We start from the raw sequence: 24,133 nt of genomic DNA on the forward strand, positions 1-24,133 counted from the left end.
CACGCATCGGGGCATCCGCCCCGGCGAACCCGACGCACCCGAGTGAGGAATCGACATGACCGAACCCACCGCCGAGCAGCTGGACGCCGCTCGCGAAGCCGCCCAGCACGCCGTGGACACCGCCACGTCCTGGGACTACAGCGCCGATCGCAGCAAGCTCGCCGCGAAGCTGCGCGAAGGGCTTGACGAGGCGCAGGTCAGCGTCGACGACGCCGAATTCGAGCGGATTGTCGACGAGATCATCGCCTACACCGAAAACCCCGGCAGCGCGAAGCCCGCGGTCCGCACCGCCACCCCGGCGGTCTGACCCGCCGCCCCCGGCCGGCGCAGGCCGGGGGCGGCCCGCCATTCGCCCGTGCCCTCGGGCTCCGAGGTGCCCCTGGCGCGCCACAGCGCCGCGGCGCCCACCGACCCCATCAGGCCGGCGGCAAGGTCTCCGACGGTGTCCCAGGGTGCGACGTTCACGGTGCTGTCCACATAGGCGTGCCCCCAGAGCTCCATGGCCTCCCAGCTGAGAGCCAGGACGAGGCCCGCTGCCACGATGGCACCCGGCCTCGGCCGCCGGATGAGCCACGCTGCGAGGACCGCGAGCACTCCCGTCACCAGGGCATGGGCGGCGAGATCCCACCACCAGATGCGCGCGTAGAGATCCAGGTAGGAGCTGATGGCCGCGGCCATGGTCGCCGTCGACCCGGCAATCTCCCAGCGCACGGGCAGACGGGTGCGCCAGGCGACCACCTGCTCGAGGCCCACGAGGAGCGCAACGAGCCCCTCCACCCACAGCGAGCACCCACCGGGCCGACGCCAGCCGCTGGTGAACAGGCCCACCGCTAAGACCAGGCCCGACCAGCGGGCCGCCAGCAGACCCACGGCGCGCAGCGCGGCGAGGGCACTCCGGCCCCGCGGTGGGTGCTGCTCACTCACCGAGGCCCTCCCGCACGGCGCCTTCTCGCCCCGCACCGACGGCGCGCTTCAGCTGCCCCAGTCGCAGCCGCCAGCGGTCCCACGGGAACTCCCTGCGCCAGGCCCGCGCAAGGGTTGATCCCGCGCGCCGCCAGCGGTCGAAGCCCAAGCGGCCCCAGCGCAGCGAGCGCAGCGAGCGCAGCGACATGCGCACTCCCACCGAGGCGCTGAACACGACCCGTTCGTCCGAGCCGATGAGGAACGAGAGGTCCATATCGTCGTGCACGCGGGGGCTGCGCGAGGCGTCCGAGCGCACCCGGTGCCACCATTCCCTGCGCAACGACATGGTCGTGCCGAACAGCGGCGGGTGACCGAGCGCGGCCCCGGCGCTCACAACATAGGCGCCCACGTAGGCGATGGTGAGGAGCGCACCCACGATCGGGAGGCCCTGGAACCACCCGGGACCGGTCACCGCCGCCGTGCCGGGTTTCGCATGCGCGTGGGCCCGCGCATGCGCTCTCACCCATCCGGGCGGCGGGCGGGAATCCGCATCGCAGCGCAGAATGAGCTCACCGCGCGCCGCATCGTACCCCCGGTGCGCGGCCGGCGCGATCCCCTGCCGCGGTTCGAAGAGCACTGTGCATCCCGCCGCCCGCGCGACCGCCGCCGTGGCGTCGTCGGACGCGTTGTCCACGACTATGACTTCCAGTGGGCGCTGCGATTGGGCTGCCAGACAGGCCAGCAGCCCTCGGAGCTGCATCGCGTCGTCGCGCACGGGAACGACCACCGAGCACGAGGGCAGCTCCTCACCCGGTGCCGCCGCGGTCGGCGCTACCAACCGGCCCACGCGCGCTCCAGGTCCATCCGCTCCTCCGCCGGGGCCACGGCGACGGCAAGCCCGCGAGCGCCCTCGGCGCCGAGCGGTCCGCCGATCCCCGCGGCCTCCTCCAGTGCCCGCGCGCGAGCGCTCACCAGCACCGCCGCGGGTCGGCCGTGCACGGTGAAGCCGGCGCGGCGCCACCGCCCGCCGCACTCGCCGGCCTCGGCCGCGGTGTCCAGCGTGCGCATCACATCCGCAACGGCCTCCGGCTCGCCGAACAGCCGCTCGACCTCGAGGCGGTAGCGCCAGCCCGCGGCACCGGCGGCCGTGCTCACGCGCGGATCCGCCGCGAAGAACGCGGCCGCGCACCCGGCCGGCAGCCGGACCTGCGCATCCGGCAGCACGGCAAGCAGGCGGGCGGTCCAGTCGATGAGCGCATCCGCTGGCGCGTCGGCGCGCACGACCACCGCGAGTTCGGGCACCGCGAAGCCCACGCCGCGCGGGCGCGCCCACCGCGCGGGGATGCGCGCCGCCAGCGCGCGGGTCTCGCGGTTCTTCTGCGCCAGCGCGGCCGCATCGCCGCGGCCGCCCCGCCCCGCCCAGTCCGGCTCGGCGTGATGGGCGACGGCGCCGGGCACGTGCAGCAGCCGGGCCCCAGCCTGCCACCAGCGGTGGGCAGCCTCCCAGTCCTCGCCCCCGTAGCCCACGAGGGTCTCATCGAACGGGGCCAGGAGGGCCAGCGAGCGCGGCAGGGCGACCAGGGCGGAGATGACGAAGCGATACGACGCCTCATCGGCGGCCCGCAGGTCCTCCGTCGCGGTGTAGCCGTCCGCCAGCCACCCGACCGGCGCCCACGCGCGACCGTGCGGGTGGAGGCGCGAGCCGACCGCCACCTCGGCCACCCCCGCCCGCACCGGGGCGGTCAGCGCCGCGATGAACCCCGGCTGGGGCACGGTGTCCGCGTCGAGGAAGACGATGACATCGCCGCGGGCGGCCCCGGCGCCCAGGTTGCGGGCGGCTCCCGCGCGGAAGCCCCGGTCCTCCTGGTGCAGCACGCGCACGCCCTCGCACGCGAGCGGGCGGGGCGAGCCGTCGTCGACGACGATGACCTCCGCGCTCGGATCGTCGGCGCGCAGCGCGGCGAGGACGTCCTGCAGCCGTCGCCGATGCGGCGTGTCCTCCGCCGGCTGGGGGTCGTAGAAGGGGATGACGACGCTCGTGGGCACCGCCGGCTCGGGCAGCCCGGCCAAGGCCCGGGCGTAGGCGCCCACCGCATCGACGGGATCGGCGCGGCCCTCCGGGGCAAGCCACGTGGAGGCGGGCTCGCGCAGCGCGGCCGCGAGCGCGTCCGGCAGGGCGTCGGGGGCGACGAGGGTGACCGTGCCCGGCCGCAGCCGGGCCATCTCGCGCGTGTAGCGGGTGTCGATGACAAGCGGGCGGCGGCCGGCCGCAATCCAGCTGTTGAGCGACCCGGAGGCGGAGAAGTGCTGGTGGAAGACCACCGGCACGTGGACCTGGCGCAGCTCCGCGACGACGCGTTCGGCGGGGATGTAACCGCGCTGCTCGAAACCGACGCCCGCGGCGGCCGCCCGCTGCCGCAGCGCCGCGATGGCGTCCTCGTGGCCGTGGGCGGCGCGCCCGAGGACCCGCACGGCGAGCGCGGCATCGACCGCGCCCGCGGCGTCGATGACCTCCTCGTATCCCTTGCCCGGGTAGGCGAATCCGAAGAGGCCGATCGTGGGCGGCCCGCCCTCAGGGCCGGGCGCATCCGGCGCATCCGGCGCCGCGGCGGGCGCGGCGGCCGTCTGGAGCGGGAGCGGGATCACCGCGGCCGCGGGATCGCCCGCGCGCGGAGCGCGGCGCAGCACCCCCGCTTCGAAGGCCAGCTGGAGCTCATGGTCGGAGCTGAGCACGACGAGCCGGGCGGCGGCGGCCACCCGCCGGTAGGCGCGGGCGCGGGCGGCGTACCCGCGGCCGTCGCTTGGCTGCGGCAGGTCGTGGAGCGTCACGCTCATGCGGCCGCTCGCGCCGAACCGCTCGGCGCACGCGGCCGCGGCGGCGGGGTCCGCGCCGAAGAGGCGGTCGGTGAAGTGCAGGTGGACCGCCGCCGGTACGGGCGCAGCGGCGAGCTCGGCGGGGCCCGCGGCGCGCAGGAGCGGGGCGCCCAGGTCCAGCGCCAGCCGGTGCGCCAGCGCCGTGACCCCGTGGTCGAGCCCGCCCACCAGCACGTGCACCGGCAGCTGCGCCATCAGCGGCCCCCGGCCATCAGTCCACCCAGCCCAGCAGCCGCAGCCGGGCGCGGCAGTGCTCAAGGCCGTAGGACACGAAGTCGGGATGCTGCGCGTACCAGGCAAGCTGGGCCGCGCGCAGGCGAGCGGCCGGCAGCTCGCGGCCGTCCACGCTCCACGGCCGCGCCGGCAGTCCGAAGTGCTGCGCGGCGGCGGGCTCGAGCGCGGCCCTGACCGCTCCGAGCATCTCGAAGTCCGGCGGTCGCACGGCGCCCGGCAGCGCGGCGCCCAGGTCGCGCAGGCGCCGGACCACGCGCTCGACCACCCGTGCGAAGAACGCGTTCGCGGGGTGGTTGAGCGTGTGGTGGGTGCGGTAGGCGCGGATGTCCGCCGCCAGCAGGTCCGACGCCGGCACCGCACCGGCCGCCGCCTCCCGCCGGGCCAGCTCGGCCACGGAGTCCGCGCCGAGCCGCGCTACGGCCGCGGCGGAGACCTCGAGCTCCCCGGCCGCGGCGGCGATGCGGGCGGGCGCCCCGGGCGCCTCCGGATCGGCGGCGAGGTGCGGGGCGCGGTGGGCGATGAGGAGGGTGCGCAGATCGTGGTAGGCGACGAGCGGTGGATCGACCGCCCCCGCCCAGGCGGGGCGCAGCGTCGCCTGCGCGGGGAAGTAGCCGGAGAAGCGCAGCGAAGGGATCAGGACCGTGCCCGCGCCGGGCCCCAGCTCCTCGGCGATGTCCTCCGTGCCGATGGGCAGCCCGCGGTAGCCGCGGCGGACGGGCTGGGCCACGAGGAAGTCCGCGGCCGCGAGCAGGCGGCGCAGGTGGGGCAGGTCCTCGGCCTCGAGCTCGTGGACGGGCGGGATGAGCGGCGCATCGGCCCCCGCGGTCTCGAGCAGGCGCCGCACGGACCCCGCCTGGCAGTTCCCGTGCACCACGACGAGGGGGCGGTCGCCGGGCGCCGGATCGGCCAGCCCGAAGAAGCGACCGTAATGGCGGCGCCATGCCGCGGTGCGGTGCGCCCCGGAGGCGCGCGAGGTCGTCACCCGCCCAGCCTAGCGGCCCGGCCGGCCCGCCCGGCGGCGGTGCCCCCGCCCGCGCCCGCAGAGGACCCGCGCCCGCAGAGGAACAAGGTGCCTTACGATGGCAAGGGACGGCCGCGCCGCCGCTGCGGCACACGGAGGGCCGGCCCACATCGGCTAGTCGGGGCGATTCCCGGAGATGGGCAGGTCAACGGTGCGGATTCGGGTCCTCTCGGTGCCATCGACCCACCCCTACGTCGATGCCGCGATCGAGGCGGCCCACGTGGAGCGCGTGCCGCTCGCACCGGGTGTCCAGGACGCCCCGGAGTCCGCCTGGCGCGCCTCCCCCGCGTTCGACCCCAGCTGGGTCGCGGCGAACGCCCACCGCTTCGATGTCTGCCACGTGCACTTCGGCTTCGAGGGCTTCACCCGCGAGCAGCTGAGCGCGTTCTGCGCCGCGCTGCGCGCGCACCGCAAGCCCCTCGTGCTCACCGTGCACGACCTGGACAACCCCCAGCTCGCCGCCGCGGAGCAGGAGGCGTTCCGCGAGCGCCTGGGCCTGCTCGTCGTCGCAGCCGCCGAGGTCCTCACGCTCACCCCCGGCGCGGCCGCCGAGATCGAGGCGCGCTACGGCCGACGGGCCATCGTCGTCGAGCACCCGCCGCTCGGCGCCCCCGCGGGCCCCGGGGAGCCGGCTCAGCCCGAGGAGCCCTGGGGCGCCGGGCGCCGGACCGGCCGCACGGTGGGCGTCCTGCTCAAGGACGCCCGCCCGTCCGTGGACGTGGGGCTCATCGGCTCGCTGGCCGCCGCGCTCGCGGCGCACTGCCCCGGCTGGAGCCTCGAGGTCCTCCACCACGGGACCTTCCGCGCAGGCCGCGAGGCCGCCGCCCGTGCCCTGCTGCGCGAGCTCGCGCCGCTGGAGCGGGTCCGAACCGTGCGCACCCCCCGGCTCAGCGACGCCCAGCTCGAGGCCTGGATCACCGGCCTCGACCTGCTCGCACTGCCCTATGCGCACGGGACGCACTCCGGCCTGCTCGAGCTCGCCAACGACCTGGGCACCCGCACGCTCATGCCCCGGGTGGGCTACCTGGGCGAGCAGCACCGGCAGGCGAACCTCACGCTCGCCTCCGACGGCGCAGCGGACATCGTGGCCGCGCTGGCCGCGGCGGAGCGCCTCGCGCCGCTGCCCCGCCTGGAGCCGGCCGAGCGCCGGCGCCGGCTGCGCACGTTCCGCTCCGAGCACACCGCCGTCTACCGGCGGGCCCGCGCGAGCGGGGCCGGCCGAGCCGTGGTGGGCGCGCCGGAGGGCCTGTCGATCCTGCTGCTGTCCGCGTTCACCCACCCGATCGGCCAGCCGCACCGCGGGGGCCTCGAGTCCCACGTGTGGTCGCTGGCGCGCGAGCTGCGCCGGCGCGGCCACCGTGTCTCCCTGGCAGCCCCCGAGGGCTCCGACCTGCTGGACTCCGGGGTGCCCGCGTTCGCCTATCCGCGTGCCGAGTGGCCCGCCGATGCGCAGCGCACGGATGCGCGCCTGCCGCCCGCGCTCCTGCCCGTGGAGGCGGCGGCGCTCGCGCGGGCGCTCGGCTACGCGCATGCCCACCCGGAGGCGTTCGACGTCATCCACGACCACAGCGCGCACCCCCTGCCGCTGCGCACCCCGGGCCCCGTGCCGCTCCTCACGACCCTCCACACGCCGCCCCAGCCGGAGATGATCGCGGCCCTGTGCGCGGGCGGGCGGGGGCGGGCCTCCGCCTCCGGTGAGTCCGCCCCCTCCGAGCTCATCACCGTCTCGCGCCATACGGCCGCCGCCTGGGCCGCGCGCGGGGTGAGCGCGGACGTCGTGCGCAACGGGGTCGCCACCGGCGAGTGGACGCTGGGCCCGGGGGGCGAGGGCATCTGCTGGTTCGGGCGCATCGTGCCGGAGAAGGCACCGCACCTCGCCGTTGCGGCGGCCGTGCGGGCCGGGGCCCGGCTCACCGTCGTCGGCCCGGTGGGCGATGAGGCCTACGCGCAGGAGGTCTTCGGGCCCGCGGCGGCGGCCGCGGGCAGCCTGGTGGACGTGCGCGGACCGCTGCCCGTCCGCGAGCTCGCCGGCGTCGTCGCGGACTCCGCGGCCGCGCTCGTGACCCCCGTGTGGGACGAGCCGTTCGGCCAGGTGGTGGCCGAGGCGCTCGCCTGCGGCACGCCCGTCGTCGCGATCGCCCGCGGCGGCCTGGGCCAGACGTTCTCCGGGGTGGAGGGCGTCCACCTCGTGGCGCCGCGAGCGAACCCGCGCGCCCAGGTCGCGGACCTCGCGGCCGCGCTGCGCCCGCTCCTCGCGCTGCGCTCCGATCCCGCCGCCGCCGAGCAGGCGCGCTCCATCGCGCGCGCCCAGGCGCTCGAGCGGTTCTCCTTCGACCGCACCGTCGACGCGCTCGAGCGGCGCTACCGCCGCCTCGCCGCCCGCGCTCCGCGCCGGGGCGGGGCACGCTCCGACTTGGCGGCGGGGGCATGATCGGCTGGTACCTCCACCACCACGGGCGCGGACACCTGGACCGCCTGCGCGCGGTGGCGCCCCTGATCGGTCAGCCCATCACCGTCTTCTCCTCCCTGCCCGCGCCCGCGCGCCCGCCCGCGTCCGCGGCGGGCCCGGTCCGCTGGGTGGGACTGGACGCCGATGCCGGGCCGGAGGAGGCGTGCCCGGACCCCGCGCGCGCCGACCCCACCGCCGGCGGGCGGCTCCACTGGGCTCCGCTGCTGCACCGGGGCCACGCCCGCCGCCTCGCCGCCATCGCCCAGGCCGCGCTCGGGCTCTCCGGACTCGTCGTGGACGTCTCCGCGGAGGCCGCGCTCCTGGGGCGGCTGCTGGGCCTCCCGGTGGCGCTGTTCACCCAGCCGGGTGACCGCACGGACGCCCCGCATCGGCTGGCGCTCGACCTGGCCAGCGTCATCATCGCGCCCTTCCCCTCCGCCGAGGCGCTGGGCGCGTCCGCGTTCGCCGCTGCGGCCCCGCACCTCGTGGGCCGGGCGCGGGCCGTGTGCGTGGGCGGCCTCGCGCCGGACGACGATCCCGAGGACACCGGCCGGAACGCCGCCGCACCGGCCGGCACGCGGTCTGAGGCGCCGGCCGGGGGACGGCTGCGGGTGCTCGCCGTGGGCGGCGCCGGCGGCTCGCTGCTCACCGCCCGGGACCTCGAGGCCGCCGCCGCGGCCTCCCGCCATGCGTGGCGGCTGATCGGCGTGCCCGGCCATCCGTTCAGCCCCGCCGTGGCGGCGGAGCTGGCCGCCTGCGACGTCGCGATCGTGGGTGCGGGGCTGGGCAGCGTCGCCCAGCTCGCCCGCTCCGGCCGGCCCGGGGCGATCCTGCCGGCGCCCCGCCCGTTCGGCGAGCAGGCGGCGACGGCGCGCATGCTCGCCGAGCTGGGCGCGGTCGTCGTGGACAGCCCGCCCCCGCCCGCCGCGTGGGACGGCCTGCTCGATCGGGCCCGCGCCGCCGGGCCGCTGCGCGGCTGGCACCGCCCGGACGGGGCCGCCGCCGCGGCGGCCGCGATCACCGCCGCCTGCGGTGGGCGCCCATGAGGGTCGAGGTCCTCACGCTCGCGACGCCGGACCGCCTCCACCGCGTGCTCGCCCAGCATGCGGCCCTTGCCGCCGCGCCGCCGGCCCGCCATCGCGTGGCCGTCCTGAGCCCCTCCCCCTCGGACCTCGCCGCGCAGCGCCTGCCGTCCTCCATGACCCCCCTGCACGTGCCGGCGCGGGGCCGCCTGCCCCTGGCCCGGGCGCGCAACGCCCTGGCCGAGGCCGGCAGCCGGGAGGGTGCCGACCTCCTCGTCTTCCTCGACGCGGACTGCCTGCCGGCACCGGGCTTCCTGCCCGCCCTCGAGGCGGCCGCGGTGCGCGAGCCCGATGCGCTGCTCACCGGCCCCGTCACCTACCTGACCCAGGCGCAGACGGATCCGCGCCTCGCGCTGGGGCAGCGGGCCGCAAGCACCCCGGGGCCGGACCCGATCGCCGCGATGACCGCGATCCGCCGGCCCCATCCCGCGCGCCCCGACCCGCCGGCGGGCACGCTGCAGGCCGTGCGGGCAGCGGAGGCCGCGGAGGCCGACTACGCCCTGTTCTGGTCCCTGGCCTTCGCGCTGCGCCCGCGCACCTTCGCCCGCATCGGGGGCTTCTGCGAGGACTACTGCGGCTACGGCGGGGAGGACACGGACTTCGCGCTGTGCGCCCGGCGGGCCGGCGCGGACCTCGTGTGGGCGGGCGGTGCGGCCGCCGTGCACCTGTACCACCCGGTCAGCCGGCCGCCGGTGGAGCATCTCGAGGACATCGTGGCCAACGCCCGCCTGTTCTTCCGGCGCTGGGGCCACTGGCCGATGCGCGGGTGGCTCGAGGCCTTCGCCGCGGCGGGGCTCGTGGACTACGACCCCCGTGCCGCCGGCCCGGAGGCCGGCCTGCGGCTCAGACGGTCCAGATGAACATGTGCACGACGATGACGTAGGCGCAGCCGATCGCGTAGAAGACTCCCATGAGCGGCAGCAGGAAGCGCGCCCAGGTGAACCACGAGACCCCCGCGATGGCGAGGCCCGCCATCATCGATCCGCTCGTGGGGGTGAGGCAGTTCGAGATGCCGTCGCCGAATTGGAAGGCGAGGACCGCGGTCTGGCGGCTGACGCCCACGAGGTCGGACAGCGGGGCCATGATCGGCATCGTCAGCGCGGCCTGGCCGCTGCCGGAGGACACGAGGTAGTTGATGGCGCTCTGCGCCACCACCATGCCGCCGGCGGCGAACGTGCTCGACAGGCTGCCCACCGCGCTGGCCATCCCGTAGACGATCGTGTCCAGCACGTGCGCGTCGGTCAGCAGCACGATGCCGCTGTAGGCGAGGCCCACGGACAGCGCGGCCACGAGCAGGTCCTTGCAGCCGGCGGTGAACGTCTCCGCCACCGCGTTGTAGTCCATCCGCGCGATGACGGCCACGATGAGCGCCATGACGATGAACACCGCGGACATCTCCGCGATGAACCACCCGAACGCGATGATCCCCACCGGCACCGTGACGATCGCCGCGACGAAGACGCACACGATCGCGATATCGCGCGCGGTGAACGGGCCGTCCTGCGGATCGCCGGCGCCGCCGTCCGGGCCGCCCGCGGGCTGCGGCGAGCCATCCGGAGCGGCGGCGCCCATGCCCACGAGGCTCTTGTTCGGGTCCTTGAGGATCTTCGCCCCGTAGCGCATGAAGTAGGCCGCCGCGACGACGTAGAGGATGACGAGGAGCCCCGCGCGCACCGCCATGCCGGAGAACAGCGGCACCCCGGCGATCTGCTGAGCGATGCCGATGTTGAACGGGTTCGTGATGGACCCGGCCCAGCCCACCGCGGTGCCCACCAGCGGCAGCGCCGCGATGAGGATTCGGTCGAAGCCGATCCGCTGGAGGATCGGCAGGATGATGATGAGGTAGGGGATCGCCTCCTCGCTCATGCCGAACGTGGCCCCGGCAAGCGCGAAGAAGCCCAGCACCACGGGGATGATGAACAGCTCGCGCCCCGCGAACCGGGCGAGCACCCGCCGCAGCATCCGGTCGACCGCGCCGGTGGAGTTCAGCACGCCCAGACAGCCCCCGATGATGAGGAGGAAGAAGATGATCTCCGCACCCTTCTCCATGCCCGCGAGGACGGACATGAAGAGATCGGCCGGGCTGGCCGGGGCGGCGGCCACCGCGTGGTACGTGCCGCTGATGACCAGGTCGCGGCCGGCGGAGTCCGGTCGCTTGTCGTATTCGCCGGCGGGGATGAGATAGGTGGCGATGCCGAGCAGCACGGTGATGCCGAAGAGGATGACGAAGGTGTGCGGCACGCGGTCGGCCCGCAGGCCCTTCCGCGGGCGCGCGGGCGCGGTGTTCACAGGTCCGATGACGGGCCCCTCACTGGTTGGGTGCGCTGTCCTCGTCCCGCGCCAGGCGGGCGAGGGCGAGTCCGGCGAGCGCCGCCGCCTGGTCGCCCAGGACGGCGTCGTCGAACTGCACGCGCGGGGAGTGGTTGTCCTCGGCGTCGGGATCGACGCCGGCCGGCGTTGCCGCCAGGTAGAAGTAGCAGCCGGGCACCCGCTCGAGGACGTAGGAGAAGTCCTCCGAGCCCATCTCGGGCTCCGCCATGAGCCGCACCCGGTCCGCGCCGAAGAGCCCGCGCAGGCCGTCGAGGGCGAACTCCGTCTCCGCCTCGTCGTTCACGGTGGGCGGGAACCCCGGGGCGAACCGGACCTCGGCCGTGCACCCGTGGGCGGCGGCGATCCCGTGAGCCAGCCGCGAGATCCGCGCGTCCAGCGCCTCGACGACGGCCGGGGTGAGGTAGCGCAGGCAGGCGCCCAGCGAGGCCGAGTCGGGGATGATGTTGTTGGCCCGCGCGGCGGCCAGCTGCGTGACGGACACGACGACGGGGTCGAAGACGTCGAACTGCCGGGTCGTCATGGTGTTCAGCGCGAGGGTCAGCTCCGCGATCGCCGGCACCGGGTCGATGCACAGCTGCGGCTGCGAGCTGTGGCCGCCCTTGCCGTGCATGACGATCTCCAGGTCGACGAAGCCCGCCATCGCCGTCTGCGGACGGGTGAGGAAGAGCCCCGCCGGGCCCGGCTGCACGTGCAGCGCATAGGCCGCCACGGGCGGCTCGCCCGCGGCGTCGAGCAGTCCCTCGGCGAGCATCGGCTCCGCACCGCCGGCGCCCTCCTCGTCCGGCTGGAACATGAAGACGACGGAGCCCGCGATCTCCTCCCGGTGCGCCGCGAGGAGGCGGGCCGCGCCGATGAGGCCGGCCGTGTGCAGGTCGTGCCCGCACGCGTGCATGCTGCCGTTGTCCGAGGCGAACGGCAGGCCGGTCTCCTCCCGCACCGGCAGGGCGTCCATGTCCCCGCGCAGCAGCACGGCGGGGCCCGGCCGCGCGCCGCGCAGCACGGCGACCACCGAGGTCAGCGCCTCCCCGCACCGGATCTCGAGTCCCAGGCCCTCGAGCGCCGCGAGCACGAGGCGCTGGGTCCCGGGCAGGTGCGTGCCCACCTCGGGGGCGGCGTGGAGGGCGCGGCGTAACGCCACGAGGTCGGGCTGGAGCGCCGCGGCCTCCGCGGGCAGCCGGTCGAGCTGGGGCGATGCCATGGAGCGCTCAGTCCTCCTGCGCGCGGACGTCGAGCTCTGCGATCATCGGCACGCGCATGCCGCGCTCGCGGGCGACCTCGACCGCGCGGTCGTAGCCGGCGTCGACGTGGCGGATGACGCCCATGCCGGGATCGTTGGTCAGCAGGCGCTCGAGCTTGCGCTCGGCCAGCTCGCTGCCATCGGCCACGGACACCTGGCCAGCGTGGATGGAGCGGCCCATGCCCACGCCGCCGCCGTGGTGGATGGAGACCCACGTGGCGCCCGACGACGTGTTGACGAGCGCGTTGAGCAGCGGCCAGTCGGCCACGGCGTCGGAGCCGTCGGCCATCGCCTCGGTCTCGCGGTACGGGCTCGCCACGGAGCCCGAGTCCAGGTGGTCGCGGCCGATGACGATGGGCGCGGAGACCCTGCCCTCGGCGACGAGCCGGTTGAACAGCACGCCGGCCTTGGCGCGCTCGCGGTAGCCCAGCCAGCAGATGCGCGCGGGCAGGCCCTCGAACTCGACGTACTCGGCGGCCGCGTCGAGCCACGTGTGGAGCTTCTCGTTGTCCGGGAAGAGCTCCTTGAGCGCCTCGTCGGTCACGCGGATGTCCTCCGGGTCGCCGGACAGCGCCACCCAGCGGAACGGGCCCATGCCGTCGCAGAACAGGGGCCGGATGTAGGCGGGCACGAAGCCGGGGAACTCGAAGGCGCGGTCGTAGCCGGCCTTGCGGGCCTCATCGCGGATCGAATTGCCGTAGTCGAAGACCTCCGCGCCGCGGTCCTGGAAGCCCACCATGGCGGCCACGTGGGCGGCCATGGACTCCTCCGCGCGCAGCGTGAACTTCTCCGGGTCGTCGTCGGCCTCCGCCTGCCAGTCGTCGAGTCCGACGCCCACGGGCAGGTAGGACAGCGGATCGTGGGCGCTCGTCTGGTCCGTGACGATGTCGACGTCGACCCCGCGGTCCAGGAGCGCCGGCAGCACCTCGGCGGCGTTGCCGACGAGCCCCACGGACAGGGCGCGCCTGTCCGCCTTCGCCGCGAGCACCTTCTCCAGCGCGGTGTCGAGGTCCGTCTCCACCTCGTCCAGGTAGCGCTTGGACCTGCGGCGGTCCAGGCGGGCCCTGTCCACGTCGATGATGAGGCAGGCGCCGCCGTTGAGCGTGACGGCCAGCGGCTGCGCGCCGCCCATGCCGCCGCAGCCCGCCGTGACGGTCAGGGTGCCGGCCAGGGTGCCCCCGAAGCGCTTCTCCGCGACCGCGGCGAACGTCTCGTACGTGCCCTGGAGGATGCCCTGGGTGGCGATGTAGATCCACGAGCCGGCCGTCATCTGGCCGTACATCATGAGCCCCTCGGCCTCGAGCTTGCGGAAGTGCTCCCAGTCGGCCCAGTCGCCCACGAGGTTCGAGTTGGCGATGAGCACCCGCGGCGCCCATTCGTGGGTCTTGAGCACGCCCACCGGCTTGCCCGACTGCACGAGGAGCGTCTCGTCGTCCTCGAGGTCGTCGAGCGTGGCCACGATCGCGTCGAAGGCCTCCCACGAGCGCGCGGCGCGCCCGGTGCCGCCGTAGACCACGAGGTCCTCGGGGCGCTCGGCGACCTCCGGGTCGAGGTTGTTCATGAGCATCCGCTTGGGCGCCTCGGTCTGCCAGGACTTGGCGGTGATGTCCGTGCCGCGGGGGGCGCGGACGGTGCGGGAGGGATCGTGCTGGGTGAAGCCGGGGATCTGGGACTGGGCCATCGCTGCTCCTTCGCCTGCGGGCCTGGCCGGTCGCCTGGACGGCGGGGCCGGTGCCCGGGATATGCCTCGATTGTGCCCGGCGGCGGCCGGGTCCGCCCGCCGCCGGGCGGGCGTTGTGTCCAGTATGTCGGACAGGGCACCGCCGCCGAGGCGCGCCCGGCTCGCGCCGTGGGCGCCGGCCGGCGCCGCCCTCACGCGCCCCGGCGCGCGTAGGCGCGCGCGTCGATGCCGCGCAGCTCGCAGTACTCGCGCAGCCGACCGCGCACCAGCACGTCCGTGCGCAGCAGCCCGTCCGGGCCCTGCGCCCCCAGGAGCGCGGCGAGCTCCGCTGTCTGCCGCCGCCAGGCGCGGATGAGGCCGCCCAGCTCCTCGGCGCCGCCTGAGACCACGGCGCGCAGGAAGGCGCCGGCCACGCCGACGGCGCGGGCGCCCAGTGCGAGCGAGCGCACGACGTCCAAGGGGCTGCGCACCCCGCCGGAGGCCAGCAGCGCGAGGTCCGGGAACTCCGCGCGGTGGGCCGCGGCGTCGAGCAGGGCGGCGGGCGCGGACTGCCCGAAGCCGGTGAGGTAGGCGAAGTCGCGGCCCGGGCGGCGCTCGTTCTCGATGGCGAGGAAGTCCGTGCCGCCCCGCCCGGAGACATCGGCCCACTCCACGCCGATCCCAGCGAGCTGGGCCAGCGTGCGGGGGCTCAGGCCGAAGCCCACCTCCTTGACGAGGACGGGCACCTCGCTGGCCGCGACGATCGCCTCGATGCCGGCCAGCCACTCCGACAGCGCGGGCGCGCCCTCGGGCATGACGGTCTCCTGGACCGCGTTGACGTGCAGCTGCAGCGCATCGGCGCCCAGCATGTCGACGGCGCGCCGGGCGTCGTCGGGGCTGCGGCCCGCGCCCAGGTTCGCCATGACGAGGCCCGTCGGGTTCTCCTCGCGGATGACGGTGAAGGCGCGCGCGGCCGCGGGGTCCTCGAGCGCGATCGACATCGACCCGCAGGCCATGGCCGTGCCGGTCTGGGCCGCGGCGGCGGCGAGTTCGCGGTTGAGGCGGGCGGTGCGCTCCGTTCCGCCGGTCATGCCGTTGATGTAGAAGGGCGCGGCCAGGTGCCTGCCGAACAGCTCGACGCCCAGGTCGACCCGCTCGAGCGAGACGCCCGTCAGCGCGTGGTGGACGAATTCGAGCTCGTCGAATTCCGCGTCCCGGCCGCCGGCGGGCCCGGCCGCGCCGGGTTCCCACTGCTGCCCGGCCAGGCGCACGTGGTCGTCCTTGCGCGCCCCACGGCCCGCGGCGTCGGCGCTCACCGCACGGCCGCCAGGGGGTCCGCGCCCCGGGGCGCGTGGAGGTGCAGGTCGAGGGGGAGGATGCTGTTGCGGCGCCACTGCCCCGCCAGCGCCTCGTCGCCCACCCGGGCCGGGGCGAGCACGATGCCGCAATCACCGCCTCCCGCCCCCGAGGGCTTGCCGGCCGCGCCCAGCGCCTCGGCCTCGTCGCAGAGGAACGCGAGCTGCTCGGTCTCGATGGTCGTGCCGCGCAGCCGGCCCAGCCCGTCGAGCAGCCGCCGGCACCGGCGCAGCAGCGCGAGCACCCGGTCCGGATCGCGGCCCCACGCGTGGACGAGCTCCTCGACGGCGGCATCGGATTCGGCCAGGAAGCGCGCGTAGGCCCGGTCCTGGCGCTCCTGGCTGAGGCTCACGCGGTGCACGAGGCGCTCGGTGGAGGCCGGCGAGCCCGTCCAGCCCACGAGCATGCGCAGGCCGGCCAGCTCCGGCAGGCGGCGCACGGTGCACACGTCCCATTCGGGCCGGGCCAGCAGATCCGCGACCGGCAGGTCGTCGCTGAGGGCGCGCAGCGCCGCGCGGTCGGGCGCCGTGTAGGCGATCCAGCCGCCGAACGTCGAGGCGGCGACGTCGCCGCCGGAGGCCTTGGGCGCCACGTGGATCGTGGCGACGAGGGCGAGCCGGAAGCGCTCCATGGGGCTGAGTCCCAGCTCGTAGAACCGGTTGAGGGCGTCGATGACCGCCACCGTCACCGCGGCCGAGGAGCCCAGGCCGAACTTGCGCCCGCTGGCATCGTCGAGCCCGGTGTCGATGTGCAGGTCGTAGTAGAGCGGGCGCAGGCCGCGCTCGGAGCGCAGCCGCTCGAGCAGGGCGATGGCGGCGGTGACGTAGTCGAGCGGGCTGTGCTCGACGACGATCGAGTCGCCGTCGTCGTCGTGGAACCAGGTGACGGGGCCGTGGCCGTAGCGCGAGGAGTGGACGTGGCCCACGCCGTCGGAGGCGGTGAGGGCGACGGTGAGGTAGCGGTCCACGGCGGCGAGGATGGCGGGGTGGCCGGGCTCCACGACCGCGTACTCGCCGGCGATGTAGAGCTTGCCCGGCGCGCTGACCTCGATCACTGTCCCGCCTCCGGCTGGGCGGAGTCCACGAGCCGCGCACCCGAGCCGGGGCCCACGGTGCGCACGGCGCCGAGCGGCGCCACGGCGGCGGCCACCTCCGCGGCGTCGTCGGGCCTGGTGAGCACGCACACGTTGGGGCCCGCGTCCGCGGTCGCCCAGGCGGAGACGCCGGCCGCGCGCAGGCTCGCCGCGGCGTCGAACACCGCGACGCTCGCGGGGGCCAGGTAGCGCACCGGCGGCATGCTCGCATTGATGACGGCGTGCATGCGCAGGGCGTGGGACTCGGTGAGCTGGCCGATCGCCTCGAAGTCGCCGGCCGCGCACGCGGTCACCATCTCCTCCAGCGTCTGCTCCGTCGTCGCGGCCCAAGCCGGGTAGAACGGACTGGTGGCGGCCGTGCGCCGCATGCCCTCGCGGCTGGACACGTCCTTCTCCGAGCCGTCGACGGTGACGATGACGAGGCGCATGTCCGGGGCGGGAACCGCCTCCGCGAAGGACGAGGCATCGTCCGTGCCGGCGTGCCACAGCGCGTAGCGGTCGACGATCGAGCGGCAGGCGGAGCCGGAGCCGCGGCGGGCCAGGCGGCTGAGGGCGGGCGCGTCGAGGTCGAGCCCGTAGGCGCGCGAGGCGGCCAGGGCCAGCGCCGCGAAGCCGGCGGCGGACGAGGCCAGCCCCGCGCCCGTGGGCGCCTCGTTGGCCGAGACGACGCGGGCGCGGGCCGAGGCGCCGGCGAGTTCGCGCACCCGCTCGAGGAAGCGCACGGTCCGCGCGCGGGCCGCGGCGGGCGCGGGAGCGCCGTTGAGCTCGAAGGAGTCCTCGTCCAGGGCGGGGTCGACGCTCACGCGCGTGGTGGTGGGGAAGGCGTCGAGCGTCATCGACAGGCTGCCGGCGACGGGCAGGATGAGGTCCTCGTCGCGTTTGCCCCAGTACTTCACGAGCGCGATGTTCGGCTGCGCCCGCGCGGTGGCGGTGCCCGGCGCGCTCATGCCGCGGCCACCGTGGTCTGCCAGGTGCGCTCGGCCCCCGCGGCGGCCAGTGCCCGCCGGAGCTCTGCGGCATCGTCCGCGCCGTGCGCGAGCGCCAGGACGCAGCCGCCCCGGCCACCGCCCGTGAGCTTGGCCCCGGCGGCGCCGGCCGCCCGGGCCGCCGCGACGAGGCGGTCGAGGACAGCGTCGCTGACGCGGAGCTCGCGCAGCAGCTTGTGCGCCTCGTCCATGAGCGCACCGAGCTCGCCCGCGCGGCCGTCGCCGAAGGGCTCGAGGGAGGCCTCCACGATGGCGCCCAGGCGGGCGATGACGGCATCGGCCCGGGCGGGGTCCGCCTCGCGCAGCGCGCGCACGGCGGCCACGGTCTGCGAGGTGGCACCGGGCCGTCCCGAATCCGCGATGACGAGGGTGAGCGGCCGGCCCACGGGCACCTCGGCGACGGCGCCCTCGCGCAGCAGGATCGGGCCCGCGGCGGCGACGGTGCGGCCGTCGAGCCCGCTCGAGCGGCCGTGGGCGATCGTCTCGGCCGCCATGATGACGCGCTGCACGGCCTCGGCGTCGAAGTCCGCGCCCGTGAGGTCTGCGACCGCGCGGGCGATCGCGGCGCCCACGGCGGCCGACGAGCCCAGGCCGCGCTCGAAGGGGATCTCCGAGTCGATCGTGAGGGCCAGGCCGCGCGGGGCCCGGCCGGCCTGCGCGCAGGCGGCCTCGACCGCGGCGACGACGGGTGCGATGCGGGCGGGGGCCTGAGCGGCGGGGCCGGTGTAGAGGTCGCTTGCGAGGGTGAGCTCGCCGGCGGGCTGGGCGGCCAGGCGGGCGGTGAGGGACAGGGCGGTGAGCGGCAGCGCGATGGCGGGGGTGCCGTATAGCACGGAGTGCTCGCCCAGGAGGATCGCCTTGCCGTGGGCGCGGCCGGTGCCGGTCCGTGCCGGCTCGCCGCCGGGGGCTGTGCTCATTGCCTGTTCGTCGCCTTTGCGCTGTCGTGCCGGAGGCCCCCCGGCCCGCGGCTGCGAGCGGCCCGGCCGGTGCCCTGACGCGAGGCCCACGAGCCCCGCGCCATCATACCGAAGGCAGGGCGCGCGCCGGACGCGGCGTTCGTCACAGGGCCGCCTGCCGCTGAGTGCGCGGCAGCGGTGCGCGCCACCGGACCTGTGCGGGCGCCGGCCCGTGCGAGCGCGGCCGCCGCGCGGGTGCGCTCAGTGGCCGGCGACCTCCGCGTCCTCCTCGGCCAGCGCCTCGATCTCCGGCACAACGGTGGCCTCAGGGTAGATCGTGGCCGCCGGCGCCACGGGCCGGCGCATGGCCCACGGGATGTAGAGGGCCGCGGTGACGATGATGCCGATGATCCAGGAGACGTCCGCGCCGCCGAGCAGCTTGACGAACGGGCCCGTGTAGATCGTCTGGTCGAGGAAGGGGATCTGGACGAGGACCCCCACGGCGTAGCTGACGAGGGCAGCGGCGTTCCACTTCCCGTAGCGGCCGCGGGGGTCGTAGAGGCCGGGGATGTCGAAGCGGTCCTTGGAGATGAGGTAGTAGTCGGCGAGGTTGATGACGCTCCAGGGCGTGAACACCATGAGCAGCGCCAGCACGAAGTTCTTGAAGTTCGCCAGGAAGTCCGCGGAGGCGAAGAGGGCCACGACCACCGTGGCGGCGACGATGACGACAACGAAGGCGGCGCGGGTGCGCTTCCTCACCCGGGTGTTGTGGGTGAACGAGGTCGAGATCGTCAGGGCGCACATGAACGCGCCGTAGGCGTTGAGCGTGTTGACCGTCAGCTTCGACATGAGGATGACGATGAAGATGAGCATTGCGAGCACGCCGCCGCCGGCGAGCACTCCCATGAAGCCCACCTGGTTGTCGAGGAACTCGCTGCCGGCGGCGGTCATGGCCGAGGCGCCGATGAGCACGCCCAGGATCATCGACCACTGCGAGCCGATGACGGAGCCCGCGAAGGTCCACCCGAAAGTGGCGGCGGAGGGTGTCTCGCGCGGCAGGTAGCGGGAGTAGTCGGCGACGTAGGGGCCGTACGTGAGCTGCCAGCCGGCGCCCAGGCCCACAACGGAGAGGAAGACGGGGAAGGAGAACGTGCCGGCGCCCAGGAGCGTGCCGACGTCGAGCTGCGCGAACACGCAGATCGTGAGGTAGATGAAGCCCAGCAGGCCTGTGACGGAGCTGATGCGGCCGAGGATGTGGATGTAGCGGTAGCCCAGGAGGGCGACCACCACCGTCATGGCGCCGAACACCACGATGCCCACCCAGGGGATGTCGATGTGGAGCAGGCCGTTGACGGCTTGGCCCGAGAGCACGGTGCCGGTGGAGGCGAAGCCGATGTACATGCAGATGACGAGCACGAGGGGGACGATCGCCCCGTACACGCCGAACTGCGCGCGCGAGGAGATCATCTGCGGCAGGCCCAGGCGCGGGCCCTGCGCGGAGTGCAGCGCCATGATGATGCCGCCCAGGACGTTTCCGATGAGCAGGGCGACGATGGCCCACAGGGCGCCGGACTTGAAGACGGTGACGGCCAGCGCCCCGTCGACGATCGCGGTGATCTGCGTGTTGGAGCCGAACCACAGGGTGAACTGGGAGAACGGGCGCCCGTGGCGCTCGGCATCGGGGACCATGTCGATGGTGCGGGTTTCGACCAGGCCGGCGCCGGCCTCTGCGGTCCTCGGGTTCGCCACGGGTGCTCCTCGTTGTCCGGTGGCAGCGCGCGGCGGACGCCACGAGCGCCAGCGCAGGGTGAATGACCCCATTCAACACCGACCAGCCCCACTGACGTGATGCGCGACACAGAAAACTTTCTGAGATCTCGGACACCGCGGATGGGAGCGCCGCCGGTCATCCCCCTTCCCCCAGCGCGCCGACCGGACTAGCGTGGCGAGCCCGTTGCCTGCGATTGGAGCTCCCATGGCCGCTCGATCCCGCCTGCTGACCGCCGCGCTCGGCTTCGCCGCCGGACTCGGCACCGCCCTCGCCGCCGCCGGTGCACGACAGGCCACGGCCATCGCCGCCGTGGGCCACGGCCATCCGCCCCAGCACCGGCTGCTCGACGTCGCCTCCCGCCTCGTCCAGCGCAAGCTGCCCCTCGAGGCGATGAGCACCTACCTCAACGGCCTGCACATGTACGCCGATGAGACGGGCCGGCAGGTCGAGGCCGCCCACTTCTGCATCCACCTCGAGCACGACCTCCACCAGTGCGTGATCTTCGACCGCAATGCCCGCGACGCCCGGCTCATCGGCATCGAGTACATCATCAGCGCCGAGCGCTTCGCGGCGCTGCCGGAGGAGGAGAAGGCGCTGTGGCACAGCCACCACTACGAGGTGAAATCCGGGATCCTCACCGCCCCGGGGGTGCCTGCGATCGCCGAGCACGCCTACTTCTCCGATCTCATCTCCACCTACGGCAAGACGTTCCACACGTGGCAGTACGACCGCGACGACTTCCCGTACGGACCGCCCCAGCTCATGATGGGCTTCACCGCCGACGGCCAGGCCCGCCCCGACCTCGTGGCCGCCCGCGATGAGCGCGTCGGGGTCTCCACAGCCGCCAACCGCGAGCGCCGCCGCGACCTCCCCACCCCGCGAGTCGCACCGGAGGCCAACGCCTGGGAGACCGGCCGCACCGCGCAGACGCGCCTCGTGCAGGTGGATGTGACCTGAGCTCGCTGTGACCTCAGGGTGCTGTGACCTGAGGGCTCTGTGACCTCAGGGCGGCCCACTTCGCGGAACCGGTGCGCTCACCGGGCGGGATGCCCATACACTCGGCGCAGTCCCGACGATCCCAGGAGCAGACCATGAGCACACCCGCGCCCGACCAGCACCCACCTCGGCGGCGGTGGTCGCTGCTGCTCCTGCTGGTGCCGGTGGCCCTGTTCGTCCTGACCCCGGTGGTGGCGAACACGGTCCAGCCGCGCATCCTCGGGATGCCGTTCATGCTCGCCTACATCATCGGCGCCACCATCGCGACGTGGCTGTTCGTGTGGCTGGCCGCCCGCTTCGACCACCGCTACCGGGGCAACGAGGCGGAGTACGTGCCCGTCGACCACGCCTTCCACGGCGTGCACCACACGGGCGAGGAGGAGCTGTCGTGAGCGGGCCCGCGCTGATCGCGACGATCATCTTCGGCCTCGCCATGCTCGCCACCATCGGGATCGGCGTCTACTCCGGCATGGGCCGGGAGAAGTCGCTCGACGAGTGGTCGGTCTCCGGGCGCGGCCTGGGCCTGCTCTTCGTCGTCCTGCTCATGGCCGGCGAGACGTACACGAGCTTCTCGTTCCTCGGCACCGCCGGCTGGTCCTACAAGTACGGCGTGCCGATCTTCTACCTCATCGCCTACCTGTCCGTGGGCCTCGTCGCGGCCTACCTCTTCGCACCCGCGCTGTGGACGTACGCGGCCCGCCACCGCCTCGTGAGCCTCTCCGACGTCGTCGAGCACCGGTTCCAGTCGCGCGGCCTGGGCATCCTCGCCGCGGTGCTCGCCTCGATCTTCGTCATCCCCTACATCCAGGTGCAGATCCAGGGCATGGGCGCGGTGGTCAACGCGATGTCCTACGGCGCCATCGACCTCAAGGTCGCGGCGATCGTCAGCTTCATCGTCGCGGAGGTCTTCATCCTCGTCTCGGGCCTGCGCGGGTCCGCTTGGGTGAGCGTGCTCAAGGACGGCCTCGTCGTCATCGCGATCGTCTTCCTCGCCATCTACGTGCCGCTGCACTACTTCAGCGGCGTGGGCGAGCTGCTCGACCGGATGGTGGCCGAGAAGCCGCAGTGGCTGACGTTCCCCGGCGCGGGATCCGGGGTCTACGGCGGCACGTGGTTCGTCTCGACGCTGCTGCTCAACGGCATCACGATCACGATCTTCCCCACCTCGATCGCGGGCTACTTCAGCTCGCAGTCGGCCAACGCGCTGCGGCGCAACTCGATCATCCTGCCCTGGTACCAGCTGCTCCTGCTCGTGCCGATGATGATCGGCTGCGCCGCCCTGTTCGTCGTCCCGGCGCTCGCAGACGCGGACCTGGCCCTTTTCTCCGTCGTCATCGACTCGCTGCCGGCGCCGCTCGTCGCGATCATCGGGGTGGCGGGCGCGCTCAGCGCGATCGTGCCCATGAGCGTCTACATGCTCTCGATCGGCACGATGTGGGGCCGCACGATCCTGGGCGGTGGGCTCGCCCAGCAGAACGCCCGCACCGACGAGGCGCACCTGAGCCCCGAGCAGCGCCGGGCCTCCGCCGCCGAGCGCGCCGGCCTGGGCGCCCGCCAGCGCCGCCTCTCGCAGTGGGTGTGCCTCATCGCCGGAGCGCTCGCGCTGGCCGGCAGCCTGCTGCTGCCCAACGCGCTCGTCTCCCTGTCCGTGCTCTCCTACGAGGGCCTGGCGCAGCTGGTCCCGGCCGCGCTGCTGAGCCTGTACTGGCCGCGCATGAGCAAGCAGGCCGCGGCCGCCGGCCTCATCGTGGGCTCCGTGCTCATGGTCGTCCTGCACTACACGGGCAACGATCCGCTGCTGGGCGTCAACGGCGGCGTGTGGGCGGTGGCGGTCAACGCGGTCATCGTGTGGGCCGTGTCCATGGCCAAGCCGGACCCGCGCTGGCGCCGCGACTGGCGCACCGCCTCCGCTGAGCAGGCGCCCGCCGCCGCGCGCAGCTGAGCCCGCGCAGCCCAGTCCGCCGCCGAGGCGCGGGCTGGGCTGCGCTTCGACCCGCCCCGGGGCGGGCCGGTCTGGCACTCGAGCAGTGGACCGGTGAAACGATTGGCCCAACGGATCGAGGGCCGGCGGCAGCGCGCGTGGTCCGGCCGGGCTGGCAAGCGCGGGCGGGAGGCGGGATCGCCTCGCTGGGCCGCGCCTCTATCGGGCTCCCAGCCGTGCCCCAGTCCGGTTCGCGGCCGTGCCTCAGCCCGTTCGCGACCGTGCCTCAGCCCAGTTCGAACTCGCCGTGCGGCCCGTGGGCCCGCAGCCGCAGCGACCACGCCGGCCCCTGCTCCACCGTGGTCTCCGCGCCGAGCGCGCGCAGCCCCGCGGCGGCGGCCTCCGGCTCGGGGCCGATGACCGCCAGCTCGTCGAGCACGATGTCCGCGTCGAGGGAACGGGCGGGGTGCTTCGAGGCACCCCAGTCGATGAGGAAGGGCTGCGCGCCGCCGCGGGGCAGCGGGACACGGCGGGTCAGGCGCCATTCGAGCAGCTCACCCTCCGCGGTGCGCCGCGACATCTCTGCGACCTCCCCCAGGTCCACGCCGGCCGCCCGCGCCTGCGCGACCTGGCCGTCGAAGTCGAGCGGGTGGACGGCCCACGTGCGCACCTCGAGCCCGGTGGACAGGTGCGCGTCGAGGGGCAGCTGGGACCGGGGCGGCTGCTGGGGATCGGGGCCCAGCAGCTCGATGTAGGTGAGGGCGCCCTCGGCGAACCCGGCGGGCTGGAGGCCCACGAGCTGATTGGCCGTGCCCACCCCCGTGTGGGCGCCGCCCGGGAACGGGCGCACGCCGGTGAGGTCGGCGAACTCCTCGGCGCCGGCCTGGAGGTCCGGCACGGTGATGACGATGTGGTCGAGCGCGGCGGGGAGGGGCACGGGATTCCTTCGCGGGGTCGGCCGCGCCGCGTGCGGCGCGGCGGCGCTGGGCGCCGGCGGGCCCCTCCACTCTAGCGCCGCGGACCACAGGACGCCCCTCCCGGCGCCGTCCGCTTCGTCACATGCGCGCACCGGAGGCGCGCAGGCACACCCGCGCGCGCCCTCAACCCCACATCCTGCCCCGAGGCCTGCGCCCCCGCCCCGCAGACCCACCGCCGGGCCGTGTCACACGGCGCAACAGCGCGCGGCGCGTTTTGACGCCGGGCACGCCGGTGGACTTAACTGCATAGCGTGAGTGAGCGAGCCCAGTCCTTCCGTGCGTGGCAGCGCCTGCACGTGGACCTGGGGCGCACGCGCGGCGCGCTCTGAGCCGGCGGACGCCGCAC

General features: G+C 75.0%; 20 protein-coding genes. 7 read left to right on the top strand and 13 right to left on the bottom strand.

What is annotated here, in order from left to right; translation table 11 throughout:
• The first annotated feature begins 55 nt into the window (after positions 1 to 55).
• The gene (locus BRM1_RS08940; protein ID WP_160952329.1) at positions 56 to 307 is read left to right on the top strand and encodes a hypothetical protein; all 252 of its coding nucleotides are present in this window, start codon (positions 56 to 58) and stop codon (positions 305 to 307) included.
• On the opposite strand, the gene BRM1_RS08945 is transcribed toward BRM1_RS08940, so the two are convergent.
• The 4 genes from BRM1_RS08945 to BRM1_RS08960 are packed head-to-tail and all read right to left on the bottom strand — an operon-like array spanning position 247 to position 4,993.
• Positions 247 to 924, bottom strand: a complete 678-nt coding sequence (locus BRM1_RS08945; RefSeq protein WP_268525305.1) for a hypothetical protein — start codon at positions 922 to 924, stop codon at positions 247 to 249. The two genes, BRM1_RS08940 and BRM1_RS08945, sit on opposite strands and share 61 nt — an antisense overlap.
• Complete coding sequence (locus tag BRM1_RS08950) at positions 917 to 1,678, bottom strand: glycosyltransferase family 2 protein (RefSeq protein WP_268525307.1); 762 nt, start codon at positions 1,676 to 1,678, stop codon at positions 917 to 919. The genes BRM1_RS08945 and BRM1_RS08950 overlap by 8 nt, the downstream gene beginning before the upstream one ends.
• A 56-nt stretch (positions 1,679 to 1,734) precedes the next feature.
• Positions 1,735 to 3,972, bottom strand: coding sequence for a glycosyltransferase family 2 protein (locus BRM1_RS08955; RefSeq protein WP_268525309.1), 2,238 nt, complete (start codon positions 3,970 to 3,972; stop codon positions 1,735 to 1,737).
• Between the two features lie 16 nt (positions 3,973 to 3,988).
• Positions 3,989 to 4,993, bottom strand: a complete 1,005-nt coding sequence (locus BRM1_RS08960) for a WcbI family polysaccharide biosynthesis putative acetyltransferase (protein ID WP_268525311.1) — start codon at positions 4,991 to 4,993, stop codon at positions 3,989 to 3,991.
• 211 nt (positions 4,994 to 5,204) lie between these two features.
• Here BRM1_RS08960 and BRM1_RS08965 point away from each other — a divergent pair, with 211 nt between their 5' ends.
• Genes BRM1_RS08965 through BRM1_RS08975 form a run of 3 tightly spaced genes read left to right on the top strand, consistent with a single transcriptional unit; the run spans position 5,205 to position 9,423 of the window.
• Entirely contained in the window at positions 5,205 to 7,463 is a 2,259-nt protein-coding gene (locus BRM1_RS08965) for a glycosyltransferase (RefSeq protein WP_268525312.1), read from the top strand.
• A complete protein-coding gene (locus tag BRM1_RS08970) occupies positions 7,460 to 8,527 on the top strand; it encodes a hypothetical protein (protein WP_268525313.1) in 1,068 nt (355 codons plus the stop codon). Before BRM1_RS08965 ends, BRM1_RS08970 begins: the two co-directional genes overlap by 4 nt.
• Complete coding sequence (locus BRM1_RS08975; protein ID WP_160952334.1) at positions 8,524 to 9,423, top strand: galactosyltransferase-related protein; 900 nt, start codon at positions 8,524 to 8,526, stop codon at positions 9,421 to 9,423. Before BRM1_RS08970 ends, BRM1_RS08975 begins: the two co-directional genes overlap by 4 nt.
• On the opposite strand, the gene BRM1_RS08980 is transcribed toward BRM1_RS08975, so the two are convergent.
• From BRM1_RS08980 to BRM1_RS09015, 8 genes are all read right to left on the bottom strand, one after another.
• Positions 9,407 to 10,852, bottom strand: coding sequence for a YfcC family protein (locus tag BRM1_RS08980; protein WP_268525316.1), 1,446 nt, complete (start codon positions 10,850 to 10,852; stop codon positions 9,407 to 9,409). The two genes, BRM1_RS08975 and BRM1_RS08980, sit on opposite strands and share 17 nt — an antisense overlap.
• Before the next feature lie 19 nt (positions 10,853 to 10,871).
• Complete coding sequence (locus tag BRM1_RS08985; protein WP_160952336.1) at positions 10,872 to 12,092, bottom strand: M20 metallopeptidase family protein; 1,221 nt, start codon at positions 12,090 to 12,092, stop codon at positions 10,872 to 10,874.
• A 7-nt stretch (positions 12,093 to 12,099) separates the two neighbouring features.
• Complete coding sequence (gene hutU / locus BRM1_RS08990) at positions 12,100 to 13,812, bottom strand: urocanate hydratase (protein WP_268525318.1); 1,713 nt, start codon at positions 13,810 to 13,812, stop codon at positions 12,100 to 12,102.
• 191 nt (positions 13,813 to 14,003) lie between these two features.
• On the bottom strand, positions 14,004 to 15,107 hold the full coding sequence (gene fni, locus BRM1_RS08995; protein ID WP_160952338.1) for a type 2 isopentenyl-diphosphate Delta-isomerase: 1,104 nt from the start codon (positions 15,105 to 15,107) through the stop codon (positions 14,004 to 14,006).
• Entirely contained in the window at positions 15,104 to 16,201 is a 1,098-nt protein-coding gene (locus BRM1_RS09000; RefSeq protein WP_160952339.1) for a phosphomevalonate kinase, read from the bottom strand. The genes fni and BRM1_RS09000 overlap by 4 nt, the downstream gene beginning before the upstream one ends.
• Positions 16,198 to 17,187, bottom strand: a complete 990-nt coding sequence (mvaD, locus tag BRM1_RS09005; protein WP_268525322.1) for a diphosphomevalonate decarboxylase — start codon at positions 17,185 to 17,187, stop codon at positions 16,198 to 16,200. Before mvaD ends, BRM1_RS09000 begins: the two co-directional genes overlap by 4 nt.
• On the bottom strand, positions 17,184 to 18,143 hold the full coding sequence (gene mvk, locus BRM1_RS09010; RefSeq protein ID WP_160952341.1) for a mevalonate kinase: 960 nt from the start codon (positions 18,141 to 18,143) through the stop codon (positions 17,184 to 17,186). The genes mvaD and mvk overlap by 4 nt, the downstream gene beginning before the upstream one ends.
• A gap of 240 nt (positions 18,144 to 18,383) precedes the next feature.
• Positions 18,384 to 19,871, bottom strand: coding sequence for a purine-cytosine permease family protein (locus BRM1_RS09015; protein WP_326956735.1), 1,488 nt, complete (start codon positions 19,869 to 19,871; stop codon positions 18,384 to 18,386).
• 226 nt (positions 19,872 to 20,097) lie between these two features.
• Here BRM1_RS09015 and BRM1_RS09020 point away from each other — a divergent pair, with 226 nt between their 5' ends.
• The 3 genes from BRM1_RS09020 (at position 20,098) to BRM1_RS09030 (ending at position 22,831) form a co-directional block, all read left to right on the top strand.
• Positions 20,098 to 20,850, top strand: a complete 753-nt coding sequence (locus BRM1_RS09020; protein WP_268525324.1) for an OBAP family protein — start codon at positions 20,098 to 20,100, stop codon at positions 20,848 to 20,850.
• A 134-nt stretch (positions 20,851 to 20,984) separates the two neighbouring features.
• Positions 20,985 to 21,281, top strand: a complete 297-nt coding sequence (locus BRM1_RS09025; protein ID WP_268525325.1) for a DUF3311 domain-containing protein — start codon at positions 20,985 to 20,987, stop codon at positions 21,279 to 21,281.
• Positions 21,278 to 22,831 (top strand): sodium:solute symporter family protein, encoded by a 1,554-nt coding sequence (locus tag BRM1_RS09030; protein WP_268525327.1) that lies wholly within the window; start codon positions 21,278 to 21,280, stop codon positions 22,829 to 22,831. Before BRM1_RS09025 ends, BRM1_RS09030 begins: the two co-directional genes overlap by 4 nt.
• A 265-nt stretch (positions 22,832 to 23,096) precedes the next feature.
• On the opposite strand, the gene BRM1_RS09035 is transcribed toward BRM1_RS09030, so the two are convergent.
• Positions 23,097 to 23,747, bottom strand: coding sequence for a VOC family protein (locus tag BRM1_RS09035; protein ID WP_268525328.1), 651 nt, complete (start codon positions 23,745 to 23,747; stop codon positions 23,097 to 23,099).
• Positions 23,748 to 24,133 lie beyond the last annotated feature (386 nt).

Source organism: Brevibacterium sp. BRM-1, from assembly GCF_026802075.1.
Classification (GTDB): domain Bacteria; phylum Actinomycetota; class Actinomycetes; order Actinomycetales; family Brevibacteriaceae; genus Brevibacterium; species Brevibacterium rongguiense.

What these genes read in the sequence shown, in the direction of transcription:
- BRM1_RS08940 (WP_160952329.1), top strand. Translation starts at nt 56, where the DNA reads ATGACCGAACCCACCGCCGAGCAGCTGGACGCCGCTCGCGAAGCCGCC.
- BRM1_RS08955 (WP_268525309.1), bottom strand. Translation starts at nt 3,972, where the DNA reads ATGGCGCAGCTGCCGGTGCACGTGCTGGTGGGCGGGCTCGACCACGGG.
- BRM1_RS08970 (WP_268525313.1), top strand. Translation starts at nt 7,460, where the DNA reads ATGATCGGCTGGTACCTCCACCACCACGGGCGCGGACACCTGGACCGC.
- BRM1_RS08975 (WP_160952334.1), top strand. Translation starts at nt 8,524, where the DNA reads ATGAGGGTCGAGGTCCTCACGCTCGCGACGCCGGACCGCCTCCACCGC.
- BRM1_RS08985 (WP_160952336.1), bottom strand. Translation starts at nt 12,092, where the DNA reads ATGGCATCGCCCCAGCTCGACCGGCTGCCCGCGGAGGCCGCGGCGCTC.
- hutU (WP_268525318.1), bottom strand. Translation starts at nt 13,812, where the DNA reads ATGGCCCAGTCCCAGATCCCCGGCTTCACCCAGCACGATCCCTCCCGC.
- mvaD (WP_268525322.1), bottom strand. Translation starts at nt 17,187, where the DNA reads ATGAGCGCGCCGGGCACCGCCACCGCGCGGGCGCAGCCGAACATCGCG.
- mvk (WP_160952341.1), bottom strand. Translation starts at nt 18,143, where the DNA reads ATGAGCACAGCCCCCGGCGGCGAGCCGGCACGGACCGGCACCGGCCGC.
- BRM1_RS09020 (WP_268525324.1), top strand. Translation starts at nt 20,098, where the DNA reads ATGGCCGCTCGATCCCGCCTGCTGACCGCCGCGCTCGGCTTCGCCGCC.
- BRM1_RS09025 (WP_268525325.1), top strand. Translation starts at nt 20,985, where the DNA reads ATGAGCACACCCGCGCCCGACCAGCACCCACCTCGGCGGCGGTGGTCG.